The organism is Kitasatospora sp. NPDC058032 (genome assembly GCF_042885845.1).
Taxonomy (GTDB): Bacteria; Actinomycetota; Actinomycetes; order Streptomycetales; family Streptomycetaceae; genus Kitasatospora.
Map to the genome: position 1 here is coordinate 89,604 of NZ_JBHVRK010000025.1, position 17,209 is coordinate 106,812.

A 17,209-nucleotide genomic window follows, 5' to 3' on the forward strand; every position below is an offset into this window, starting at 1 on the left:
CTGGGTGTGAGCGGGCCCGAACTTGCTTGCGGGGCTCCGCGGCGCCCCCGGGCCGCAGCCCCCCGGGCCGGCCCGCCCCAGGGGTGTCCCCGGCCCCCCGGAGGACGTCCGGAGCGACGGGACACACCTTGCGCGCGGGCGGCCGTACAGGCATCGCCCGCCGACAACAGCCGGACGGCAGCTTCCACGCCGTCCCCGACGCCGCCGCGCGGACTCCCCGTCGACCTGCTCCGCATGCTTGCAGCAGGTCGATTCGTCATTGGCCCGTCAAGCCGGTTGGACGACTGCGGGCAGTGTGTCGATGCGATGGGGCCTGGACTGGCTGTGCGCGGTCGGCCTGGGGTCAACGGCCTGGTGGGCCCTCAACTGCGTGAATCCCGCTGTCAGTCAAGGCTGAGGTCGAACTTGACGGTGACCGGGGCGTGGTCGGACCAGCGCTCGGCGTGGGTGTCGGCGCGCTCGACGCGGGCGTCGGTGGCGCGGGCGGCGAGGGTGGGGGTGGCGACCTGGAGGTCGATCCTCCAGCCGGAGTCGTTGTCGAAGGCGCGGCCGCGGTAGGACCACCAGGAGTAGGGGCCGGTGCGGTCGGGGTGGAGGTGGCGGACGACGTCGACGTAGCCGGCTTCGTCGTAGACGCGGGAGAGCCAGGCGCGCTCCTCGGGGAGGAAGCCGGCGGACTTCTGGTTGGCCTTCCAGTTCTTGAGGTCCTCGGGGCGGTGGGCGATGTTCCAGTCGCCGCAGACCACGACCTCGCGGCCGTCGGCGGCGGCGCGGGTGCGGAGCTTGTGGAGGTGGACGAGGAACTCCGCCATGAAGCGTTCCTTCTCGTCCTGGCGCTCGGTGCCGACCTCGCCGGAGGGGAGGTAGAGGCTGGCGACGGTGAGGCCCGGCAGGTCGATTTCGACGTACCTGCCCGAATTGTCGAATTCCGCCGACTCGAAGCCGATGGCCGTGCGGCTCGGCTCCGCCCGGGAGAGGATCGCCACGCCGGCCCGGCCCTTGGTGGCGGCGGGGGCCCACACCGTGTGCCAGCCCTCCAGGTCGCGCAGCTCGACGGGGAGCTGCTCGGGCTCGGAGCGCACCTCCTGCAGGCAGACCACGTCCGCCTCGGTGGCGGCCAGCCACTCGATGAACCCCTTCTTGGCCGCCGCCCGGATTCCGTTCACGTTCACACTCGTCACCACGATCACCCGGAGAGCCTACCCACTGCCGGGTGCGGGGCCGTGTCGCGACGCGTCCGCTTGCGGAGCTGACGTGAACGCACCATGAAACTCCGTGGCAGTCCCGCCGGGCCGCGCCATTGGTCTTGACCATCTCCCGATCCAGCCCCTAGGGTCACTTACTGCAAGGTCCTTTAATAAAGAAGGACGGAAAAAGCCCGCTCTCCCACCTGCCGCAACAGCGGGCAGCGGGCCGGGATCCGCCCTCCTTCAGCGGGGCGGAAGACATCAGGGTGGAGGACACGGTGGGAACGACGGGACAGCTCACGGCGGTACCGGAACCGAAGTACTGGCACCTGCGCACGGTGCTGCTCCGCGCCATCGACACGGAGTTCTCCACCGGCCAGATCCTGCCGAACGAGCGCGAGCTCGCCGCCCGCTTCGGTGTCGCCCGGGCCACCCTGCGGCAGGCGCTCGACCAGCTGGAGCTGGAGGGCCGCCTGGTCCGCCGACGGGGGATCGGCACCCTCATCGCCGCCCCCCGGGTCGGCGTCCCGGTGAACCGGCAGGAGGAGGGCTGGCCCGGCGCCGCCCGCAGCCAGGCCTGGCGCACCGTGGACTGCACCACCGCCCCGGCCACCCGGCGGCTGGCGACGGCGCTCGGCGTCGCCGAGGGCGCGTCGGTGCACACCGTGCGCCGGGTGCGGCTCGTACAGGGCCGGGCCATGGCCACCGAGTCGCTGCACGTGCCCGCCGCCGCGCTGCCGCACCTGCCCGGCTTCCGCGCCGAGAGCGACCGCGCCCGCTCGGTGCTGCGCCAGCTGGAGCGCCTGGAGGTCGACGGCGAGTCCCGCTCCGTCGAGCTGGGCGTCGCCGAGGCCGAGCAGGCCGCGCTGCTGGAGCGCCCGCCCGGCTCGCCGGTGCTGGTGATGACCACGCAGTACGCCGCGGCCGGCCGGCTGGTCGCGCTCGCCGTCTCCACCTACCGTGCGGACACCTGCAAGCTCACCTTCGGAGAGACCGGCCTCGTCGAGGTCACCCCCGTCGGCGCCGCCCCCGTGGGTGCCGCCGCCTCCTGAACCATCTCCGAAAACCCTCAGGCCCAGGCCCGGACACCCCGCCAGGTGTCCGGGCCTGGGCCGTTTCGTGCCCGGAGTGCGTGAGGCGGCCCCGCATCACGGGTTCCTGAACGAGGGGGAACCTTTCGGGGGCGGACCTGGGCAGTCGTCGCAAGGGTCGATAGGTTACGGACGATCTCTGTGCGACCCGTCTGCGCGAGGCACCACGGCGCAGGACCGGCGCAGGAACGACCCGTTCGTGCAAACCAAGTGTCCGGCGATCCTGGGGTGGGGCCGTGAACCCGCACGTGAACACGCACGTGAAGTCGAGCGTCAAGTCGAGCGCGAAGTCGAACGAGAACGCGCACTGGTACGGCAGGATCGGCGGCGGCGCGGCCGGGCGCCGCCTCGCGCAGCTGCTGATCCTGTCGATGTTCGCGCTCGGCCTCGGCATCCCGCCGACCGCCGCCTGGGCGGCGGGCCGGGACCATACGGTGGTCTCCAAGCCGTTACCGCCCGGCAAGGTCAGCGCCGACGGGCGGACCGTCGACCCACCGCCCACGCAGGAGGAGGCGCCGGACGACAGCCCGCTCGCCCAGGAGCGGGCGAAGATCGAGGCCGAGGTGAAGGCGGCGCAGCAGCCGCCGCGCCCCGCCCCCGGCCCGGCCCCCGCCCCGGACGCGGTCGAGCACCGCGAACGGGCCGACCGGCTCGCCGCCGCGGCCGAGGCGGAGGGGAAGGCGGACGGGAAGGGCAAGGCGCCGGAGTACCGCATTCCGCAGCCCGAGGTGGACGACACCGGCAAGCGCCGCCACGCCGCCCCCGGCCCGGTGCCGCTGACCCTGGAGCAGCTGGCCGCCCCGAAGGCGGAGGCCGCCCCGCAGGCCGTCGCCGCCCAGAGCTACGGCGCGACCTACCAGCTGGGCCAGCTGGTGCTCGCCCCACGCTACGACGCGGTCGGCTACCTGCGACTGACGGTCACCAACACCTCGAACTTCACCTGGAGCACCACCGGCCAGTCCCTCGGCCTGCACCTCTACGGCGCCGACCAGTCCCTCATCAACTACATCGCCGCCTACACCGCGCTGCCCGCCGACGTCGCCCCCGGGCAGTCCCTCACCTTCGACGCCGTCATTCCCTACCTCGGCCAGGGCAGCTACCTGCTGGTGTACGAGATGGCGGACACCGGCAACGGCGCCTACTTCTTCTCCCACTACGGCGTGCCCGCGGCCCAGGCCGCCGCGCTGACCGTGCCGCACTACGCGCCCACCGCGAGCGACGGATGGCCCGCCGTCGGCTCCACCGTCTCCACCCTCACCCAGCCGCTCTCCGCCTTCGTCGGCGACGACGCCAGCACGCCCGTCCAGGTCGAGTACCAGCTCTGCACCGACGCCGACCCGGCCAAGGGCACCTGCTGGGGCTCGGGCTGGCAGAGCGTGCCCGCGCACCCGAAGAGCTTCGGGGTCATGACCAACTGGGCGCCGCCCGCCGGTGCGTTGCGCTGGAACACCGCCTACTGGTGGCGGCTGCGCGTCCAGGACAGCGGCTACACCTCGCCGTTCAGCGAGATGAGCCCGTTCACCGTCGTGGTCCCGCCGCCGAACGACGCCGCCCGGCTCGGTCTGGACCCGGGTGCTCTCGACGAGACGGGCACCAACCTCTACCTGGGCAACTACACCCGCCAGGAGATCGACGCGGACTTCCCACAGTCCGGCGTCGGCCTCCAGGTGCAGCGCACCTACAACAGCGCCGGCAGTGCCAACGGCTCCTTCGGCATCGGCTGGACCTCGTTGTGGGACATGGGCATGACCGACAACGGCAACGGTCTGCTCACCCTGGCCCTGGAGGACGGCCGCAAGGTCAACTTCGGCCGCAACCCCGACGGCGCGCTGGTCTCCGAGTACGGCGGCACCAACGTCGGCCAGTGGGTCGAGCCGGGCCACCTGCGGCTCGGCGGGCTCGACTACTACCTGGGCGGCCCGGTCCGGATGATCGGCCGCCAGCAGGGCTTCGCCAACATGCAGCTGGAGCGCGACTACGACAGCGGCGGGAAGGTCTCCGTCTCGCGGATGCGGCACGCCGGTATCGACCGCACGCTCTACCTGCGCTGGTACGGCGGCCACGTCATCACCGTCTCCACCAGCGCGAGCTTCTCCGGCACCGACGCGCTCACCTGGAACTACACCTACACCGGGGACTACCTCACCAAGGTCTGCGGACCGGGCGGCGGCTGCACCAGCTACACCTACGAGGCCTCCCGCCCGGGCGGCGGCCCGAACCGCCTGGTCAAGGTCCAGCGGGCGCGCGCCGAGAACGTCACGACCATCGGCTACGACGGCAACCTCGTCCAGCACGTCGGCAAGGCCGACAACGCCGCCACCGGCGTCGACAACGGCTGGACGTACGACCGCACCACCGACACCACCGGTCCGACCCCGACGCTGGTGGTCCACCGCACCGACCCGCGCGGCGTGCACACCTACTACCGCTACAACCAGGCCGGCCAGCTGGAGTACCGCTGGCACGGCACCCCGACGCCGCCGCCCGGCCGCACCCGGATGTTCCTGTACGACGCCTTCGGCCGACTCACCGCCTTCGTCGACGAGAACGGCAACACCACCCGCTACGGCTGGGACAACATCACCGGGGGGCGCAGCTCCACCACCCGCTACCGCACCGCGACGCAGCCGTACACCGAACGGACCGAGTACTACGCCAACCCGGCCTGGGCCCTCGACCGGCGAAACGGCCTGCCGCTGCGGTCGATCGACGCCAACGGCCACACCACCGAGCAGACCTACGACGAGCTCGGCGATCAGCTCACCGAGACCGACCCGACCGGCGGCGTCACCACCACCGTCTGGGGCTGCGGCGTCACGCAGCCCCCGCTGACCGTCAACGACATCCACCCGAGGCACCAGGTCGAGGGCATGACCGGTGGCTGCTTCGTCCCCGCCTCGGTCACCGACGCGGGCGGGCGCACCACCCGCTACGGCTACGACGCCGAGTACGACCAGACCCGGGTCACCAGCCCCGCCGGCGAGGTCGTCAACACCTTCCACGACGACCTCGGCCGGGTGACCTCGCACAACGTCGCCGATCCGGACCACCCCGCGGGCGTCGCCACCGACTACACCTACGACCAGGCCGGCCGGCTCGCCACCGAGACCGGGCCCGCCGTGACCAACCCCGTCACCGGCGTCACCCATCGCGCCCGCACCAGTTACACCTACGACCCGGACGGCAACCTGGCGACCCGCACCGTCGCGGACCTCACCCCGGCCGCCCAGGGCGGTGACGCCCCGCGCACCACGACCTACGGCTACGACGCCCAGGACCGGCTCACCACCGTCGCCCAGGACGGCGTCACCACCAAGCGCGTGACGTACGACCAGCTCGGCAACGTCATCGACAGCTGGAGCCCCAACGGCGCGCACTACGTCTACGGCTACGACGTCAACGGCCGGCTCACCGCCGTCGACCTCAAGGACTTCGTCGACGACCCGGGGGTTTCGAACCCCCCGAAGCGCAACATCAGGTTGAAGACCTTCGGCTACGACCGGGCCGGCCGCCTCTCCGCCACCACCGACGCGATGGGCCACCTGGTCACCTTCACCTACACGGCCGACGACCTGGTGCTCACCGAGAAGTACTCGCTGACCGCCCAGGACGGCAACAGCAGCCGCGACATCACCCTTCACACCTTCACCTACGACAACGCCGGCAACGTGGTGAAGGACGTCCGCGGCGACGGCACCGCCGCCCGCACCACCACCTACGCCTACGACGCCGCCAACCGCCTCACCAGCACCACGGCCGACCCCGGCGGCCTCAACCGCACGACCACCACCGCCTACGACAAGGCCGGCCTGGTCACCGCCACCACCGTCACCGACGGCACCCGCACCGAGACCCGCGAGAACGTCTGGGACCAGAGCAGCGGGCAACTCGCCCGCACCGTGGTGCGCCCCGACGCCGGAACCGCCCTCGTCACCGGCTACCTGCGCGACGCCCACGGCCGCGTCCTCACCTCCACCGACCCGCGCGGCATGCCGCAGCCCGGCGCGAGCGGCCAGCCCGACCCGGCGTACACCACCACCAACGGCTACGACCTGCTCGGCCGGCCCAGCACCGTGACCCTCCCCGCCGCCCAGGTCGAGGACGGCACCCCCGGCGCCACGCCGGCCGCCCAGCAGGCCGTCACCACCCGCGGCTACAACACCTTCGGCGAACTCACCGACCTGAAGGACGCCACCGGCCGGATCACCCGCTACCTGTACGACAAGCAGGGTCACCGCACCGAGGCCCGGCTGCCCGCCTACACCCCGCCCGGTGCCACCGCCGCCCTGAACCCGGTCGAGAAGTGGACCTACGACGCGGACGGCAACACCACCTCGCACACCGACGCGCTCGGCCGCACCACCAGCTACACCTACGACCTGCGCGACCGGCTGGTGCGCACCACCCTGCCGCCCGCCACCTCCGGCGCGACGCCCGGCGTCACCGTGGTGCGCCGCGACGACAACGGCAACGTGCTGTCCGTCCTCGACCCGACCGGCGCCCAGACCCTCGCCGTCTACGACGGCATGGACCGGCGGATCTCCGCCACCTCGGTGGTCCGCAACGGCACCGCCACCCCCGACACGTACACCACCGGCTACACCCACGACGACTTCGGTGACGTGCTCACCGAGACCCTCGGCGCCACCTCCACCACCTACACCTACGACAAGCTCGGCGAGCCGGCCTCCAGCACCCCGTCCGGGCGCGGCACCACCCGCTACACCTACGACCTCGCCGGCCGCACCGCCACCGTCACCGACCCGCTCGGCCGCAAGTCCACCACCAGCTACGACCTGGCGGGCCGGGCCACCGCGAAGGCCGTCGCCGACCCGGCCGGCACCGTCCTCGCCCGCACCGGCTACGGCTACGACGCCGCCGGCAACACGGTGAGCGTCACCGACCCCGACGGCCAGGTCTGGCGCACCGCCTACGACGCCCGCAACCAGCCCACCGCGCTCAGCGACCCGGCGGTGCGTCCCGGTGACGCCGCCTCCGCCCCGGTCACCGGCCTCGGCCACGACCTGCTCGGCCGGCTCACCCGGATCACCGACGCCAACGGCAACGCCACCCACCAGCGGTACAACACCCTGGGGCTGGCCGAGGCGCAGTCGCTGCCGGCCGTCCCCGCCGACCAGTCCGCTGCCGACCGGACCACCACCACCGCCTACGACGCGGCCGGACAGGTCACCGGCATCACCGAACCCGGCGGCGTCCGGCAGTCCTTCAGCTACGACGGCCTCGGCCGGCTGACCAACGAGGCCGCCACCGGCGGCGACGGAGACGCCTCCCGGGCGTTCGGCTACGACCTCGCGGGCCGGGTCACCTCCGCCTCCACCCCCAACGGCCCCCAGACCTTCGCCTGGGACGACCGGGGCCTGCTCACCGGCAGCCAGGGTCCGCTCGGCACCAGCGCCTTCACCTACGACGCCGCCGCCCGCCCGCTCACCGAGACCGACCCCGGTGGCGCCAGGGTCAGCTACACCTGGAACGGCAATGCCGACCTCGCCACCGTCACCGACAGCCTCTCCGGACTGACCCGCACCCTCACCCACGACCTCGCCGGCCAGGTCACCGCCGAACAGCGCAAGGCCGGCCAGAGCGCCGGACCCACCCGCACCCTGGCCTACGACGGCCTCGGCCGCGTCACCACCGACACCGTCACCGACCCCGCCGGTCACCTCTCCACCCAGCTCACCTACACCTGGGACCCGGCCGGCCGACTGCTGACCAGCGGATCCACCGGTACCGCCGACCCGCACGGCGAGACGTACGACTACGACCCCGCGGGCCGCCTCACCCGGGTCACCAACACCACCAAGGGCACCGGCACCGACTACGCCTGGGACGCCGTCGGCAACCGCACCTCCGTCACCGACTGGACCGGTACCGCCGCCCAGCACACCGCCACCGGCACCAGCAGCGCCGCCTACGACCCTCGCAACCGCCTCACCTCCACCACGGCAGCCGACGGCGCGACCACCAGCTACACCTTCACCCCGCGTGGCACCCTCGCCACCACGACCACCAAGGAGGCAGCGGGCGCCGTCACCGCCACCTCCACCAACCGCTACGACGCGCTCGGCCGGCTCACCGGCGTCGACGGCCGCAGCTACGCCTACGACGCCCTCGACCGGCTCACCGCCGCGACGGCGGGAGCCGCGGCCGCGGCCACCTTCAGCTATCCGGGACTCTCCAAGGAGCCTGACTCCGACGGCAGTTGGTCCTACGCCCGGGCGCTGGACGGCACGCCGCTGGCTGCCGCGCCGAGCGGCGGCGGCACCGCCCGCACGCTGCTCACCAACGCGCACCACGACGTCCTCGGCACCACCGACACCGGCAGCGGGGCACTTACCGCCGGGCGCTCCTACAGCCCCTTCGGCAAGCCCACCGCCAGCACGGGCACAGCCCCGGGCCTCGGCTTCCAGGGCGGCTGGACCGACCCCGCCACCGGCCGCGTGCACGCCCAGGCCCGCTGGTACGACCCCGGCACCGGCCGCTTCACCTCCGCCGACGACCGGGTCCCCGGCCTCGGCTCGGCCGCCGCCACCAACCGCTACGCCTACGGCAACGCCAGTCCGGTCGGCAACTGGGACCCGAGCGGCCACAGCTCCATCGGGAGCGTCCTGGGCCACGCCCTCGAACTCACCGAGGAGGCCTTCGCCGAGATGTGGGGCGAGGGCTACGAACTCCTCGCCGCCGGAACGCGCACGGTCGGCGGGGCCCTGGTGGCCGCCGCCGACTCCGCCGGGGCCGTCGCCCTGGAGAGCCTCGCCGCCACCGGAGCCGAGATCGTCGCCGTCGGCGGCACCGTCGCCGAGGTCGCCGGCGGGGCGGTGGCCTGCGCCATCGGGTGCGTGACCGCCATCGTGGTCGGCACCATTGTCGCCGCGGTCATCGCCGGCGTCATCGTCTACTCGATCGTCAACGCGGACGGCAGCCTGAGCCCGGTCTCCACCGGCACCACCGTCACCCCGCGCTACGACCCGCGCGACGACCCGCGCGTCCAGCGCCCGCGCGGGAACGGCAGCACCGACCCGGCGGCCAGGGGTGTGCCACGGCCCGGCGGTACCAAGGTCGCCGACACCAACGCCAAGGTCCCGCGCCCGCGCGCCACCCCGCCCAAGCCGGTCGTCTACCGGACCGGCACCAGCTGGACCACCACCGAGGACGTCCGCACCGAGACCAGCCGCTGGTGGGACGACACCTACCTCTTCACCCGTACCGACACCTGGATCACCGACACCACCTACATCACCACCCACTACTCCGACGGCTCGTGGATCGAGAGCGGACCGCAGGTCAGCGTCCGGCACCTGTGGGAGACGCTGCGCAAGCTCCTCATCGACTTCTCCAACCCCGTCCAGCTCCCGATCCCCACCGACACCAACAGTCCCGACCCGCACATCGACAACCCCGCCGACCCCGACGCCGGCTGCGGAACCGGCGGCCCGGCCGACAGCTGCCCCGCCGACACCGCCGCCGCCGGCCGGCTCCCCACCGGCGCCCTCGATCCCACCCCGACCCCGGCCGATGCCGGCCAGGGCGGCAAGAAGCCTCCGACGACCGACGCCCCGAGCTGCGACGCCAGCCCCCCGAACCGGGGGAACGACGTGGGCCTCGCGCGCGAGGAGTACGTCGCCCGGAAGATCGGCGGGCGGGTCGCCAAGGACGCGAACGGGCAGGACATCCCGATCGTTCAGCCGAACATCGGCAAGACCGGACTCGACGTCCTCGGTCCCAACGGCGAGTATGTCTTCGTCGGCGGCGCTGCGAAGGCCAAGAACATCCCGAAGTTCGCCGACAAGCTGAGGATCGGCAAGTGGGGGGCGGACCAGGCGGGCGTACGGGCGATGTACTACCTGGACGAGGCCAACACGCCGGACAACGTCATCAGGAAGGCCGAGCAGATCCTCGGCAAGGACAACGTGGTTCTGTTCAACATGGAGGACGACGACTGCGATGGGGAGTGACGCGTTCGCCGACTGGTACCGCACTCTCAGCTCCGGCCGTGACTTCGAGGTCCTGGCCGAGGCCTTCGGGAGGGTGGGGATCCACTTGGTCCAGCCCGGCTTCGACACCGCCGTCCTGCTGGACGTCGAGGGCGAGCACGTCCGCCTGCCGGCCGCCCGGGTCGCCGAGCTTGTCGGGCTCTCCCTCGGCGACCTCACACTGAAGTGGTGGTTCACCGCGGACAGCGACCTGGTGTGCGGGATCACGTACTCGGGCCACGGCCGGGAGAAGCACACGTACTTCCTCGACAGCCTGACGGCCCGGGAGGCGGACACCGTGGAGGAGGTCCTGCTCGGGCAGGCGCGCGCCTGCCCGGGGGAGACCCTGGCGCTGGTCGTCGACCGGACGGGGCGGACCGCCGAGTTCGACTGGGACGCCGTCATCGCCGGCACGTCGGCGGCCGTCCCCCGGCTGCCCGAGGCCCTGGTCCTCACCGAGCGGACCGCGGACGCCCTGAACGGCCTGCCCGCGGCCGCGCACCGCAGCCCGTTCGCCCCCGGCCTCACCTTGCTGAGCGGCCGATGAGGCCGGCGCAGCGGCAGCCCGGTGCGCAGATCCGGGTGATCGAGCCGGAGGGCTCGGACCCCGACACCTGGATCGTGGGGTTCCGTGACCGGAGGATCGACGGGGCGGGTGCGGTGCTCGCGGTCATCGGACCGGAGGAGGGCATCAACAGCCTGACCGTCGACCTGAGCGGTCCCGACTTCGGACCGGCCCGATGACGCAGGCCGGTGCCTTCTGCCGGATCTTCGTGGACGGCGGCCTCCGGCAGACCCGCGTGCTGCTGGAGGCCGCCACCGGCGGGCGGTTCGACGACGGCGTCCTGGAGCTGCCGGACGCCGTCGTCGAGGTCCGGCGCAACGAGGACGCGGCGCCGGGCGCGGAGGAGTTCCTGTGGTGGCCGGTCACCGTGGAGATCGACCTTCCGCCCGGGCCGGCGCCGGGCGGGGTGGTCGAACTCGTGGCCCGGATCCTCCGCGCCCTCGACGGTGCCGGCCGGCCCGCCGTCGCCGCCTGCGACTTCGAGGACGAACTGCCGTGGCGCGGCGGGATCGCCCGGTACGGGATCGGCCGGTAGGGGGCCGGTCGGTCGGTAGGAGGTCGGTCGGTCCGGTTCGCTCAGGCCCGGGCCGAACCCGCTTCCCCCGTCGGGGGGTTGACGGCGAAGAGCTGCTCCTCGACCTGGTCGAGGGCCACCCGCAGGGCGCCCATCGCGACGACCTCCGAGCCCAGGGCCGCCAGTGCCACCTCCGGGGCACGCAGGGTGAACTCGGCGAGGCGTTCGCGCAGCGGGTCGAGGACGCCGTCCAGGCCGGCCGCCCAGCCGCCGATCACCACCAGCTGCGGGTCGATGGCAAGGACGAGGGCGGCGACGCTCTGCACCAGGCGGGTCAGGAACCGGTCGGTGGCGACCCGTGCCACCTCGTCGCCCTCGCGCGCCAGCCGCAGCACCCGGGCGACCGCCGCCTCGTCCAGCGGGTTGAGGGGCTTGCCGGTGGTGGAGAGCAGACGCTCCGGCGTCACCTCCTGCCCCAGCAGGTGCAGCGCGCCGATCTCGCCGGCCGCGCCGCCGAAGCCCCGGTGCAGGCGGCCGTTGATGAGCGAACCGGCCCCCGGGCTCAGCCCCGCCATCACGAACACCACGTCGTCGGCGCCGACCGCCGCGCCCTGCCAGTGCTCGGCGATCGCGGCGAGGTTGGCGTCGTTCTCGATCATCACCGGGCAGCGGAACGAGCGCCGCAGCCGGGCCCCGAGGTCCAGCCCGGTCCACCCGGGCATCGCGGTGCCCAGCTGCACGGTGCCGTCCCGGTCGACGATGCCCGGGGTGCCGACGCCCACCGCCCACAGGTTGTCCCGCGACACGCCCGCCTTGCGCAGCACCTCCGCGACCACCGACCGTACGGCGGCGAGCCGTTCCTCCGCGTCCAGCGACTCCTCGACCGGCCGGAAGTGGCTGCCCACCACCTCTCCGGCGAGGTCGGCGAGGATGATCCGGATGTCGTGCACGCCGATCTCGATGCCGAGGATGTGCCCGGCCTCGGCGCGGAACCGGAACCACCGGGCCGGCCGGCCGCGCCGTCCGGCACCCGCCTGGCCGCCCGACTGCGGCTCGACCTCGGCGACCAGGCCGGTCTCCACCAGTCCCTCGATCACGCCCTCGACCGTCGGCCGGGACAGCCCGGTGTCGCCGACCAGTTGGGTCAGGGTCACCGCGTGGCCCTCGCGCAGCGCCCGGAGGGTCACCGCCGCGTTGATCCGCCGCAGGAGTGAGGAGTCGCCACCGGTGAGTCTGTCCGCCAAGACGCTGCCCTTCGCCGTTCCGCGCGACTGCCCTTGCGCGCGTGCCGTGTAAACGGGCACCGTCGGGCGGCGCCGCCGGAGCGTCACACCCGGGGCCGCCCCCGGGCGGACCCGCGGGAGTCGGCCGCCCGGCGGAACCGGCACGGCGGTGCTGCGCCGCCTGGCCGGTCCGGGTGGCCTGAGCCGGATGCTACCGGGGCCCGCCCCGCCCGGCGAGCATCTTCCCAGCTCATCCAGGCTTCGGTATCGAAATGGTACGGATCGGGTGGCAGTGCGTGATCCTGCGTGATCACGGACCTACCGCCCCGCCGCCCTGCGGTCACCGCAGCGCCGTCAGCGCAGGCCGCCCGTCGCGCCGAGGTTCTGCCCGGAGACCCACCGGCCGTCCGGGCCGACCAGGAACGCGATCACGTCGGCGACGTCCGCCGGCTGCCCGAGCCGCCGCAGCGGGGTCATCGCGGCGACCGTCTCCAGCGCCTGCGGGGGGTTGGTGGAGCGCAGCAGCTCGGTCTCCACCGGCCCGGGGGAGACGGTGTTGCAGGTGATCCCGCGCGGCCCGAGCTCCAGCGCCGCAGCCTCCGTCAGCTGTTCCAGGGCGCCCTTGCCGGCGAGGTACGGGGCGATGCCGGCGGTGGGGCGGCGGGTGTTGAGGGAGGAGACGTTGACGATCCGCCCGCCGTCGCGCATCCGGCGCGCCGCGTACCGCAGGGTCAGGAAGACCGCGCGGGTGTTGACGGCGAGCACGGCGTCGAAGTCCGCCGCCTCGGTCTCGGCCAGCGGTGTGCGGGTGAAGCTCCGTGCCGCGTTGTTGACGAGGATGTCGAGGCCGCCGAGCTCCTTCTCGGCCGCCGCCATCAGCTGCTCCGCGCCGTCGGGTTCGCCGAGGTCGGACCGCACGGCGTGCGCCCGTCCGACCCCGCGCGCGGCCACCGTGCGCACCACCTCGGCCGCAGCCGCGTCGTCCTGCGCGTAGCCGAACACGACGTGCGCGCCGTCCGCCGCCAGCCGCTCCACCACGGCTCGCCCGATCCCGCGCGAGCCGCCCGTGACGACCGCCGCCCGTCCTGCCAGCACCCCGTCCGGCAGTCCGCCCGACACCGCGTCCGACATCCGGCCCACCCCGCTTCCCCGCCGGCCGCACACCGGCTTCGGGGAGAACCTACCCTCCGTCGGATCCCCCGGCCACCCGCTTCCGGCCGAACTGAGCGGACGTCAAAGAGGGTGCTGCTGAGGCTTTTCGGGGAGGGCGTTGCTCCTTGCGCCACGGCCGGGCCTCCGGCTGGAGCGTTCACAACGTGCCAGGTGAGAAGGGAAGTTGAAAGGCATCCCGCCGGCCTTGCGCCACGGCGTGGACGGAGCGGCTGGTCAGGGGCTCTATGCTGGCGCGCATGCTGAGCGAGACACGCCCGGTGAGTTCGGGGGCGGCCATCTTGTCGGACCAGGAGTTCGTGCGGGCACAGACCCGGATCGGGCCGGTGCCGTTTGTGCCCGAGGTGCGGTTGCACATGGCGGAGGACGCCATCGAGCTGTGGGAGACCACCGAGTCCGCGCGGGGCGAGGTCGGGCTGCCGCCGCCGTTCTGGGCCTTCGCCTGGGCGGGCGGCGTCGGGGTGGCCCGGTACGTGCTGGACCACCCGGAACTGGTCGCCGGGCGCACGGTGCTGGACCTGGCGGCGGGCTCCGGGCTGGTCGGCATCGCGGCGGCGCAACGCGGCGCCCGGTCGGTGCGGGCCGCCGAGATCGACGCGTACGCCGTCGCCGCGATCGGGGTCAACGCGGCCGCCAACGGGGTGGAGGTGGCGGCGGCCGTCGAGGACCTGCTGGACGGGGACGGCGCACCGGCGGAGGTGGTGCTCGCCGGGGACGTCTTCTACGAGCGGGCGATGGCGGCCCGCTTCCTGCCGTTCCTGCAACGCGCCCGGGCGCGGGGCGCGGTCGTCATCGTCGGCGACCCCGGCCGCGCCTACCTGCCGCGCGAGCGGTTCACGGCCCTGGCGGCGTACGACGTCCCGGTGATCGCGGACCTGGAGGACACGGCGCTGAAGACGACGACGGTGTGGGAACTGGCGGGAGGCCCGTCCGGCACCTGAAATTCCCGGCCGGGCGGCGCACGGCCCTGGTAGACACGCCCGCATGATCGATTTCACCCTGCGCGCCGCCGTCCCCGACGACATCCCCGCGGCGGACTGAGCTGTACGGGTGGGGGTGCGGTGGCGCCGGGGCGGTGGGGGCGGGCTCGGGCGGGAGGCTGGTTGCTTCGGAGCGGGCAGGTGGTGTTGGTCGGGAGGGCGTGTGAGTGGTCGTGGTGGTGCGGCGGGCGCGGGCCCTGATGCCGGGGTGCTCGGTACGGCGCTCGGTGTGGTGCTGGCGTTCTCGCTGGCGGAGGGTTCGTGGGAGTGGTTCTCCACGTACCTGGGGCTGACGTTGCTCACGGTCGTGTTGGCCTTCGGGCGCGTTCCGGGGCGGGGGGCTGCTGGTTTCGGGTGGAATCTGGCGGCGTACTCGCTGGTGGTGGGCCTGTGCGTGGCGCTCGCGCTGGCGCCGGCGTTGCAGCGGTGGGAGTGGCTGTTCCCGATGCCGGGCACGCGGGACGGGTGTGTGCAGGCGGGCCGGTACGAGAACCTGCACGCGCAGGCCGCGCTGGGGGACCTGGCCGGGAAGGATGCGGCGGCGCTGGCGTACGCGCAGGAGCAGCAGAGCCGGGTGGCGGTGGACGACTGCCTGGCGGCGACCACGACGCGGTGGCTCCCGGTGTACGCGCTGGGCACGGCGCTGCTGGTGAGCGGGGGCGTGGTGGTGCGGGGGAGGGCGCGGCGGGCCGGGTGAGCGCCCCCGGTCGCCGGATGGGCGCGGATGGGTGGCGGGTGGCAGGGGGGCGTGATGCGGTGGGGCCATCCGCATGCGAACCGTCCGCAATCTCGGAAGTGAGCCACGCCGTCATGACCGTTCCGACCGGGCCGATCGAGCCCGCCGAGCTGATCGCCCGGATCCCCGACTTCGAGCAGGCCCTCGCCCTCCACCGCGACCAGGAACCGCCCACGGCCATCAACCTGTCCGTCGCGGAGAACGTCCTCGTGTACGAGGACTCGATGCAGAAGATGGTCTTCGACGAGATCGAGCTGCTGCCGGAGAAGTACATCCACTACGCCACCCCGTACGGTGCCCCGGGACTGCGCCAGGAGGTCGCGGCGTTGCTGAGCAAGGCCTTCGAGGTGGACGTCGCCTGGGGCGACGTGTTCGGCGCGGGCGGCGTCGGGTCGGCGCTGGAGTGTCTGGCGTTCGCGCTCCAGGACCCGCCGAAGACGGGGGAGGCCGGTCCGCCGCCGTTGAAGGAGGGCGACGCGGTGCTGCTGCCGGCGCCGTACTGGCAGGGGTTCAACTGGTCGTTCGAGCAGCGGCCGAAGCTGACGTGCGTCCCCGTGCCGCTGCCCACCGAGGGGCCGGACCGGTTCCGGCTCACGCTGGACGCGATCAGGGACGAGTACTTCCGCTACTACCGCGTGCACGGTGAGTACCCCCGGCTGCTGGTGCTGACCAACCCGCAGAACCCGCTGGGCGTCAACTACGGGAAGCAGCTGCTGGACGAGATCTACGCCTGGGTGCTCGGCGAGACCGAAATGCACATCATCTCTGATGAGATCTACGCACATTCGCAGGTCGACGGGGTGCGGGTGCCGTTCACGAGTGCGTTGGCGCTGGAGGCGTACGGGCGAGCGTGGAACCGGATCCACGTGGTGTGGGGGTTCGCGAAGGACTTCGGGCTCTCGGGGTTCCGGACCGGGTTCGTGGTCTCGAAGTACGGGCCGGTGCAGCGGGCGATGCTGGGGACGTCGGGCATCGAGGAGAAGAAGAACCCGATGTCGTGGTTCACCCCGGTCGACTCGCTGAAGCACTACGTGCTCGGGGAACTGCTGGAGGCCACGGTGAACGGGCCCGGCGCGGAGCTGTACACCAGCTATGCGATGCGGCGCTACAAGGAGCTGCTGAGCGAGAGCTTCGAGAAGGTGCGGGGCCGGTTGGTCGCACGGGGGATCGAGTTCGTCTACACGGAGGGCGACAACCCGGCCCAGTTCTTCTGGCTGGACCTGACGGCGTACCTGGGGAAGCGGAAGGAGAAGGAGCCCTGCAGTCCCCTCCCGTTCACGCCGCCGACCGAGCTGGACCGTGACGAGCAGTGGCTCTTCGAGTACCTGCGCTGCGCACCGACCGAAGTCACCCTCCTCCCGGGCCAGACCATGCACAGCCCCGCCCCCGGGTTCTTCCGCCTGTGCTACACGGCCTACCAGCCGGAGGTTGTGTGCACGGCGATCGACCGCGTGGCGAAGGCCCTGGCCCTCCTGAAGTAGGGGACCATGCGGTTGGTCGGCCCCGGAGCGTATCGCCGGCTCCGTCACCGCCGGCGTCGCCGCCGCCGAGCCCTACGTGCGCCGAGCCCTACGTGCGCCCAGCCCTACGTGCGCCGCGCCACCACCCGCCGCGCCCGCCACTGACCGCGAACACCCCCGGCGCAGGAAGTCGGCCCGGCCGGGGACGGGGTCGGCAGGCCTGTCGGCGGGAACAGTCATGTGCTCGTGGACCGGTACGACGGAAGCCTGCACCACGTCCCCGACGCCTGGT

11 protein-coding genes are annotated in these 17,209 nt (G+C 73.0%); 8 read left to right on the top strand and 3 right to left on the bottom strand.

The genetic code is table 11. The features are described 5' to 3' along the window. Positions 1–383: 383 nt before the first annotated feature. Positions 384–1,181 carry an exodeoxyribonuclease III gene (locus tag ACFVUH_RS30420; protein ID WP_387916589.1) on the bottom strand — a complete coding sequence of 266 codons (798 nt, stop codon included), beginning with the start codon at positions 1,179–1,181 and terminating at the stop codon, positions 384–386. Positions 1,182–1,465: 284 nt separating this feature from the next. Between ACFVUH_RS30420 and ACFVUH_RS30425 the strand changes: the two genes are divergently transcribed. From ACFVUH_RS30425 to ACFVUH_RS30445, 5 genes are all read left to right on the top strand, one after another. Then, positions 1,466–2,239, top strand: coding sequence for a GntR family transcriptional regulator (locus tag ACFVUH_RS30425; RefSeq protein WP_387916569.1), 774 nt, complete (start codon positions 1,466–1,468; stop codon positions 2,237–2,239). Between the two features lie 275 nt (positions 2,240–2,514). Then, entirely contained in the window at positions 2,515–10,251 is a 7,737-nt protein-coding gene (locus tag ACFVUH_RS30430; protein WP_387916570.1) for an RHS repeat-associated core domain-containing protein, read from the top strand. Beyond that, positions 10,241–10,816: a hypothetical protein gene (locus tag ACFVUH_RS30435; protein WP_387916571.1), complete on the top strand. Its 576-nt coding sequence runs from the start codon at positions 10,241–10,243 to the stop codon at positions 10,814–10,816. The genes ACFVUH_RS30430 and ACFVUH_RS30435 overlap by 11 nt, the downstream gene beginning before the upstream one ends. Further along, positions 10,813–11,013 (top strand): hypothetical protein, encoded by a 201-nt coding sequence (locus ACFVUH_RS30440; protein ID WP_387916572.1) that lies wholly within the window; start codon positions 10,813–10,815, stop codon positions 11,011–11,013. Before ACFVUH_RS30435 ends, ACFVUH_RS30440 begins: the two co-directional genes overlap by 4 nt. Beyond that, positions 11,010–11,369, top strand: coding sequence for a hypothetical protein (locus ACFVUH_RS30445; RefSeq protein ID WP_355372603.1), 360 nt, complete (start codon positions 11,010–11,012; stop codon positions 11,367–11,369). Before ACFVUH_RS30440 ends, ACFVUH_RS30445 begins: the two co-directional genes overlap by 4 nt. Positions 11,370–11,410: 41 nt before the next feature. Here the strand turns inward: ACFVUH_RS30445 and ACFVUH_RS30450 are convergent, their stop codons facing one another. Next, a complete protein-coding gene (locus ACFVUH_RS30450; RefSeq protein WP_387916573.1) occupies positions 11,411–12,592 on the bottom strand; it encodes an ROK family protein in 1,182 nt (393 codons plus the stop codon). A 333-nt stretch (positions 12,593–12,925) separates the two neighbouring features. Next, positions 12,926–13,702 (bottom strand): SDR family oxidoreductase, encoded by a 777-nt coding sequence (locus tag ACFVUH_RS30455; RefSeq protein ID WP_387916574.1) that lies wholly within the window; start codon positions 13,700–13,702, stop codon positions 12,926–12,928. Positions 13,703–13,980: 278 nt separating this feature from the next. On the opposite strand from ACFVUH_RS30455, the gene ACFVUH_RS30460 reads away from it, so the two are divergent. The 3 genes from ACFVUH_RS30460 (at position 13,981) to ACFVUH_RS30470 (ending at position 16,938) form a co-directional block, all read left to right on the top strand. Continuing rightward, entirely contained in the window at positions 13,981–14,682 is a 702-nt protein-coding gene (locus ACFVUH_RS30460; RefSeq protein WP_387916576.1) for a class I SAM-dependent methyltransferase, read from the top strand. Positions 14,683–14,884: 202 nt separating this feature from the next. Further along, a complete protein-coding gene (locus ACFVUH_RS30465; RefSeq protein WP_387916578.1) occupies positions 14,885–15,418 on the top strand; it encodes a hypothetical protein in 534 nt (177 codons plus the stop codon). 113 nt (positions 15,419–15,531) lie between these two features. Further along, positions 15,532–16,938, top strand: coding sequence for a pyridoxal phosphate-dependent aminotransferase (locus ACFVUH_RS30470; protein WP_387916580.1), 1,407 nt, complete (start codon positions 15,532–15,534; stop codon positions 16,936–16,938). Positions 16,939–17,209: the final 271 nt, after the last annotated feature.